Annotated in this window: 8 protein-coding genes; 4 read left to right on the top strand and 4 right to left on the bottom strand. The window is 60.1% G+C overall.

Going from position 1 to position 6,352, the window contains the following annotated elements:
• Positions 1–62 precede the first annotated feature (62 nt).
• Positions 63–1,028, bottom strand: a complete 966-nt coding sequence (locus QMX84_RS25470; RefSeq protein WP_282365078.1) for a GlxA family transcriptional regulator — start codon at positions 1,026–1,028, stop codon at positions 63–65.
• A 191-nt stretch (positions 1,029–1,219) separates the two neighbouring features.
• Here QMX84_RS25470 and QMX84_RS25465 point away from each other — a divergent pair, with 191 nt between their 5' ends.
• Entirely contained in the window at positions 1,220–1,861 is a 642-nt protein-coding gene (locus QMX84_RS25465) for an HD domain-containing protein (protein ID WP_123750823.1), read from the top strand.
• Positions 1,862–1,870: 9 nt separating this feature from the next.
• Here the strand turns inward: QMX84_RS25465 and QMX84_RS25460 are convergent, their stop codons facing one another.
• Genes QMX84_RS25460 through QMX84_RS25450 form a run of 3 tightly spaced genes read right to left on the bottom strand, consistent with a single transcriptional unit; the run spans position 1,871 to position 4,506 of the window.
• Entirely contained in the window at positions 1,871–2,773 is a 903-nt protein-coding gene (locus tag QMX84_RS25460) for a transporter substrate-binding domain-containing protein (RefSeq protein ID WP_048385050.1), read from the bottom strand.
• A 26-nt stretch (positions 2,774–2,799) separates the two neighbouring features.
• Positions 2,800–3,150, bottom strand: coding sequence for a RidA family protein (locus QMX84_RS25455; protein WP_153336550.1), 351 nt, complete (start codon positions 3,148–3,150; stop codon positions 2,800–2,802).
• Positions 3,151–3,180: 30 nt separating this feature from the next.
• Positions 3,181–4,506 (bottom strand): D-amino acid dehydrogenase, encoded by a 1,326-nt coding sequence (locus QMX84_RS25450; protein ID WP_348775202.1) that lies wholly within the window; start codon positions 4,504–4,506, stop codon positions 3,181–3,183.
• 24 nt (positions 4,507–4,530) lie between these two features.
• Between QMX84_RS25450 and QMX84_RS25445 the strand changes: the two genes are divergently transcribed.
• The 3 genes from QMX84_RS25445 to vapC all read left to right on the top strand — a co-directional run bounded on the left by QMX84_RS25445 (position 4,531) and on the right by vapC (position 6,181).
• Positions 4,531–5,463, top strand: coding sequence for a LysR substrate-binding domain-containing protein (locus QMX84_RS25445; RefSeq protein ID WP_262125209.1), 933 nt, complete (start codon positions 4,531–4,533; stop codon positions 5,461–5,463).
• Between the two features lie 80 nt (positions 5,464–5,543).
• Positions 5,544–5,774, top strand: coding sequence for an antitoxin (locus tag QMX84_RS25440; protein ID WP_262125210.1), 231 nt, complete (start codon positions 5,544–5,546; stop codon positions 5,772–5,774).
• Entirely contained in the window at positions 5,774–6,181 is a 408-nt protein-coding gene (vapC, locus tag QMX84_RS25435; RefSeq protein ID WP_262125211.1) for a tRNA(fMet)-specific endonuclease VapC, read from the top strand. Before QMX84_RS25440 ends, vapC begins: the two co-directional genes overlap by 1 nt.
• Positions 6,182–6,352 lie beyond the last annotated feature (171 nt).

Below are 6,352 nucleotides of genomic sequence, written 5' to 3'. Positions count from 1 at the left end.
CCCCTTTTTTTCAAAAAACCCCCCCCGCCCCCCACCCCCGCTCCTACACACAGCAAAAGTCGTTACACCATCACCGCGAAGTTCGTCCGGAACTGCTGCGGCGAGACGCCCAGCCTGCGCATGAACACGCTGCGCAGGTGGTGCGCATCGCGAAAACCGCATTCGTAGGCCACGGTCTTGAGGGCCAGCGCCGGGTTTTCCAGTAAGGCGCGGGCGGCATCCACTCGCGCGCCCTCAACAAATTGTGCCGGGGTAATACCGGTGTCACGGGCAAATACCCGAGAGAAGTTGCGCGGGCTCATGTTGGCCGCTTGCGCCAGTTCACTGATGGTCAGATCCGCACGCAGATTGGCCTGCACAAACCGTTGCACCGCTGCCACCGGTGAATCGTCAGGGGTGGCTACAGTCAGAAACGGGCTGAACTGCGACTGCCCGCCCGAGCGCTGGGTAAACACCACCAGCCGTTTGGCCACGCTGAGTGCGACCTCGGGGCCATGATCCTGGCTCAACACATACAGCGACAGATCAATCCCGGCCGTCACCCCGGCTGAGGTAAACACGTTGTCGTCCTGCACATACAGGCGATCGGCTTCCAGTTTTGCGCTCGGGCACAGGCGCGCCAAGGCTGCGACATCGCCCCAGTGGGTGGTCACACGTCGGCCGTCCAGCAAGCCTGCGCGAGCGAGCATCAACGCCCCGTTACAGATCGAACCAAAGCGTCGCGAGCGGCGGCACAGTGTCCGTAACCAGCTATAAAAAGCCGGGCCAAAATCCTGATCGGGCAGGGTCGGGCCGCCCGCGCACAAGACCAGGTCGTAGGCGGTGCTGGCCTCGGTGAAATGCCGATGGGCCTGGATCGTCAAGCCGTTGGAGCAGGCCAGCAAGCCTGCCTCAAGGCCCAGCACCTCCAGTTGATAGCGCTCAGCGGGCGGCAGAAACACATTGGCCTCGGCGAACACATCCATGGGCCCGGTCACATCCAGGGCCTGCACGCCGGGGAAAACGATCAATGCGATCTTCAAGGTCATCAGGGTTCGCCGTCTGAGGGGTGATACATCAAATACCGCCGCCGCCCGGTGTGGCAAGCCTGTTGAAAGGAGTGGCCGGCATTGCCACCTGATTGGCACGAATCGCACCTGCGTGACGATTGTTGCCATGGAGGGGGCGGTCCACACTGAACTCAGCAGCGCCACCCCGGCGCTTGATCGAGGAGTTCGCCATGAGTCAGACCATCGCAGGCATCGTCATTCCGGACAGCGCCTTGGCCAAAGCTACTACCGAATACATCCGTGATGTGGAGTCCGATCTGCTCTATAACCACTCGCGGCGGGTGTTTTTGTTTGGCGCACTGAGCGGCCAACGCAAGCAATTGGCCTATGACCCGGAGCTTTTGTACGTGGGGGCGATGTTCCATGATCTGGGACTGGTTGAAGGCCATCGCACAGACACCGAGCGTTTTGAAGTCGACAGCGCCAACAACGCCAAAGCCTTCATGAAACCCTTTGGCCTGAGCGACGATGATGTCGAGCAAGTCTGGTTGTCCATTGCCCTGCACACCACGCCGGGCGTGCCGCAACACCTGCGGCCTAACGTGGCGCTGGTGACGGCGGGCGTAGAAATGGACGTGCTGGGCATTGATTACGCGGCGTTCCCCACTGAGCAACGCGAAGCCGTGGTGCATGCGCATCCGCGTGGCGAAGGCTTCAAGGAATGCATCCTCTGCGCCTTCGCCAACGGCTTCAAACACCGCCCCGACACCACCTTCGGCACGGTTAACGCCGATGTGCTGGTGGACATCGACCCAAGCTTCAAACCACTGAACTTCGTCGAGATCATCCGCACGTCGCCGTGGGTGTCGTAAGCCTGGGGTTTACTCCACCGGATCGCTCACCGGCTTGGCGATGATCTGCTTCAGTTCGGCGGTCATCGGGAACTCCAGGTTCAGGCCATTCGGTGGAATAGGCTGCTCAAACCAGCGCTGATAGATGCCGTTGATCTCGCCCGATTGATACAGATCTGCCAGCGCCTGGTTCACCACCGCCAGCAACTGCGGGTCGTCCTTGCGCACCATGCAGCTGTAGATTTCACGCGACTGCTCGTGACCCACCACCACCCAGTTGTGTGGGTCGCGGGCTTTGGCGCGTTCGCCGTAGAGCAGCGCGTCATCCATGTAAAAGGCCACGGCACGGCCGGTTTCGAGCATCTTGAACGCTTCGCCATGGTCTTTGGCACTGATCACGTTCATGTTCATCTTGTGGTCAGCGTTGTAGCTCTTGAGAAAGCGCTCATTGGTGGTGCCCGCCGTGGTCACGACGTTCTTGTCGCGCAGGTCGTCAAAGCCCTGGATGCCGCTGTTTTTGGCGGTCAGCAATTGGCCTTTGACGTAGATAAAGCCATACGAAAACGCCACCTGTTTTTGCCGCTCGGCCGTCACGCCGGTTGAGCCGCATTCCAGATCAACCGTGCCGTTTTGCACCAGCGGGATACGGGTTTGCGAAGTCACCAGGTTGTATTTGACCTTCAGTGGCGCGCCGCCGACTTGCTGCTGGATGCGCTCGACGATTTTGTTCGCCAGCTCCACCGAATAACCCATCGGCTTGCCTGTGTTGTCGCCTACGTAGGAAAAAGGCACCGAAGCATCGCGATAACCCAGGGTTATGCTCCCGGAATCAGCGACTTTTTTGAGCGTGCCCTGCAACGGCGCTTCGCTGGCGTGCAGTGAGTGGCTGAGCAAAAGGCCCAGCGTGCAACTGATCAAGGTGAGCTTTTTCATCTTCTTATTCTCCGGTTTCAAGCTGATTAGCGACGGGCAGCAATCACGCTGATTTCCACCAGCACCTGCGGTCGGGCCAGTTGCGCTTGCAGCGTGGTGCGTGTCGGCGCCTTGCCCGCCGACAGCCAGGCAGACCACACCGCGTTCATGGGCGCGAAGTCGCGCTCAATGTTTTGCAGGTAAATCGTGGCGTTGAGGATGTGGTCCTTGCTGCTGCCGGTTTCGGCCAACAAGGCGTCGATCTTGCTCAGGACTTCTTCGGTCTGCGCGGTAATGTCTTCGTTACCGGTCGGCACCTGCCCGGACAGAAACACCAGCGCCTCATAGGTCGCAGCGGCGCTTAAACGGTCATTGCTGTGAATGCGGTGAATCGTCATCGGGCATTTCCTTAAGGTGTGGGTCAATGGTCAGGCGGCGTGTAAGGCCAGACCTTGCAGGTCAATGGAGGTTTTGCGGTGTGCAATCAGCTCGCTCAGCAAGCGCCCGCTGCCGCAGGCCAGGGTAAAGCCCAGCGCGCCGTGGCCCAGGTTGAGCCACAAGTTGCGATAGCCGCTGGCGCCCAGAATCGGTACGCCGCTGGGGGTGGCCGGGCGCATGCCCGCCCACTCAATGGCGTGTCGGTAATCACCCGCTTCGGGGAAAGTGCTTTGGGCCAGCTGGCGCATTTGCGCAAGGCGCTTGGGGTCGAGTGAGGCATCAAAACCGACGATGTCGACCATCGCGGCAATGCGCAATTGTTCGCCAATGCGCGCGTACACGATCTTACGATCGTAATCGGTGATGCTCACGTCGGGGGCTTTGCCGGGGTCGCTCAACGGCAATGTGAGGCTGTAACCCTTGAGCGGGTACAGCGGCAGATTCAGCCCCGGCAGGCTCAAGGCCGGGCTGTTATGCCCCGCTGCGAGCACCAGTTGATCGACCGGCAGCACCTCGTCACCCATGTGCACGGCTTTGACCTCACCGTGCTCGTGATGCAAACGGGTGACGGTTTTGCCCAGCAAAAAGGTGCAGCGCCCCGAGGCCTGTAAACGGGCGAATAACTGTTGGCAAAACGCGTGGCAGTCACCGACTTCTTCATCGGGGGTGTAAATGCCGCCGACAAACGTGGAGCCCTGCAAACCGGGCTCCAGGGCTGAGCATTCGTGGGCAGAGAGCGCTTGCTGATACGAGCTGTGGATAACGTTTTGCCTGGCCTTGGCGAAGTGCGACGGTTCGCGAAAAGCCACCAGCTTGCCGTTACGCCGCCACTGGAACCCGTCCAGATGGTCTTCCTCGCGCCATTGCTGCAACGTGGCCTGGCTCAGCAATGCCAAACGCAGCAGGTGTGCGCCATTGCGCTGATTGACCGACCCCCGGCAGGCGGCCACAAACGAGGCCAGCCAGCGCCATTGTGCCGGGTCCATGCGCGGGCGCAGTTTGAGCGGTGAGTCGCCGCGCAACATCCAGCCCAGCGCCTGCAACGGTACGCCGGCATCGGCCAACGGGGCGACATAGCGGTACGACAATTGGCCGCCATTGGCAAAGCTGGTCTGGCTGCCGAGGGTCGGGCGGGCTTCGATCACACTCACGTCAAAGCCTTCGCGCACCAGCGCATACGCCGTTGCCAGCCCGATAACCCCACCCCCGATGATGCAAACGCGCTGTGCCATGTCAGTCCTTACCCACTGTTGTGCGGGTTTCAGATTAGGGGCAGGTGACAGGCGCTGAACAATGATTAAAGATGCCTCACCCATAAACAAAGGTTATGGACTGCCGCCATGCGCTTACGCCATATCGAAATTTTCCAGGCTATTCGCCAGACCGGCTCCATCAGCGCCGCTGCCCAGTTGCTGCATGTCTCGCAACCTGCGGTGAGCAAGGTTCTGCAGCATGCCGAGATGCAACTGGGGTTCCCGTTGTTCTTGCGCGTGCGCGGCAAACTGCAACCCACCCCCGAGGCGCTGCTGCTGGAGCGCGAGGTCGAAAAAGTCAGCGAGAGCGTGCAAGGCGTGCAGCGTCTGGCCGAAAGCTTGCGGCGCACACCGGGGCATCGCTTGCGCATCGGCAGCACGCCTGCGTTGGCGTTGTCCTTGTTGCCGCCAGTGATTGGCGAGTGGACGCGCCGCTATCCCGACAGCCGCTGCGAACTGGCGAGCGCACACAGTCGTGAACTGGTGCAAAGCCTGCTGATGCGTGAGCTGGACGTAGCGCTGACTTTAAAACTGCCCGACCACCCGGGGCTCAAGGCCCAAGCGTTGGCCCACAGCGTGCTGGTCGCATTGGCGCCACGGGGTTATTGGAGCGAAGACCGTGAAGGCGAGCCGCTGGCGCTGCATGAACTGGCGGACGCACCGTTGATTGGCCTGAGCAGCGCCGACCCGTTGTTTGCGCGTTTGGACAACTATTTGAAAACCATCGAGCCGCCCCCGCGCATCAACATCGCGGTGCAGACCTACTCGCTGGCGCGAGCGATGGTGGAATCGGGAGCGGGGCTGGCCGTGATAGACCCGTTCACCGCCCTGGGCGCCTCACCGGCAAGCACCGTCATCCGCCCGTTGAGCCCGGCATTACCGATCACCCTGTACGCCCTGACCCGCGCCGACGAAGCGCCGGTGCATCTGCTGGAAGGGTTACTGGAATTGTTCGCCGAGCGGGCCAATGAACAGCTGCGGCGGATAGAAGGGGCTGACGCCACTCGTCGGGGGGATTGATGCTTTCTTAATGGGGCATTGACTTGTAAGAGACGAAAACTAGGATGGGATATACGAGCGACATATCCCGGAGGTTTAGCATGGAACAAGGTTCGGTTTTTCAAAGTAATCGAAGCCAGGCAGTCAGACTTCCTAAAGCGGCTGCGCTACCTGACGATGTGAAACGCGTTGATATTATCGCCGTAGGCAGAGCGCGAATAATCACACCGGCGGGGGAATCGTGGGACAGCTGGTTTGAGGCCGAAGGTGTTACAGCAGACTTCATGAGCGAGCGTGATCAACCGGCTGATCAACAGCGGGATGAATTCTGATGCTTAAGTTCATGCTCGATACCAACATTTGTACTTTCACAATCAAGAACCGGCCTGAGCATGTGCGTGAGGCTTTTAACGCGCATCACGGGCAGTTATGCATCAGCACCGTGACGCTGATGGAATTGGTGTTCGGGGCAGAAAAATCTTCAAACCCGCAGCGCAATTTAGCTGTGGTTGAGGGCTTTGCCGCACGGTTGGAGGTGCTCAAATATGATTGCGAAGCCGCAGCCAACACGGGCCAGCTTCGTGCTGAGTTAGCAAAATTGGGCACGCCGATTGGCCCTTACGATCAAATGATTGCCGGTCATGCACGTTCCCAGGGCCTCATTCTGGTTACAAATAATACGCGCGAGTTTGAGCGTGTCCCCGGTTTACGTATCGAGGATTGGGTACATAACCGCTAGGGGCTGTTCTTGTTTCATTGCAGCTGCGACGAAGCGCCGGTGCATCTGCTGGAAGGCGGATAGAGAGAGGATACGAAGCCCTGTAGCCGCTGCCGCAGGCTGCGATAAGGACCGCAGGGCCTTCGCTCTTGAGCAAGAGCGACCCCTTTGGGCTCGATCGCAGCCTGCGGC

This window comes from Pseudomonas sp. PS01297, from assembly GCF_029959305.1.
GTDB lineage: Bacteria > Pseudomonadota > Gammaproteobacteria > Pseudomonadales > Pseudomonadaceae > Aquipseudomonas > Aquipseudomonas helleri.
The sequence above is the reverse complement of the archived record's forward strand: the minus strand, read 5'-3'. Positions and strand labels throughout refer to the sequence as shown.

Coding starts and splice junctions, on each gene's coding strand:
- QMX84_RS25445 (WP_262125209.1), top strand. CDS start 4,531: ATGCGCTTACGCCATATCGAAATTTTCCAGGCTATTCGCCAGACCGGC.
- QMX84_RS25450 (WP_348775202.1), bottom strand. CDS start 4,506: ATGGGTGAGGCATCTTTAATCATTGTTCAGCGCCTGTCACCTGCCCCT.
- QMX84_RS25455 (WP_153336550.1), bottom strand. CDS start 3,150: ATGACGATTCACCGCATTCACAGCAATGACCGTTTAAGCGCCGCTGCG.
- QMX84_RS25470 (WP_282365078.1), bottom strand. CDS start 1,028: ATGACCTTGAAGATCGCATTGATCGTTTTCCCCGGCGTGCAGGCCCTG.
- QMX84_RS25465 (WP_123750823.1), top strand. CDS start 1,220: ATGAGTCAGACCATCGCAGGCATCGTCATTCCGGACAGCGCCTTGGCC.
- vapC (WP_262125211.1), top strand. CDS start 5,774: ATGCTTAAGTTCATGCTCGATACCAACATTTGTACTTTCACAATCAAG.
- QMX84_RS25460 (WP_048385050.1), bottom strand. CDS start 2,773: ATGAAAAAGCTCACCTTGATCAGTTGCACGCTGGGCCTTTTGCTCAGC.
- QMX84_RS25440 (WP_262125210.1), top strand. CDS start 5,544: ATGGAACAAGGTTCGGTTTTTCAAAGTAATCGAAGCCAGGCAGTCAGA.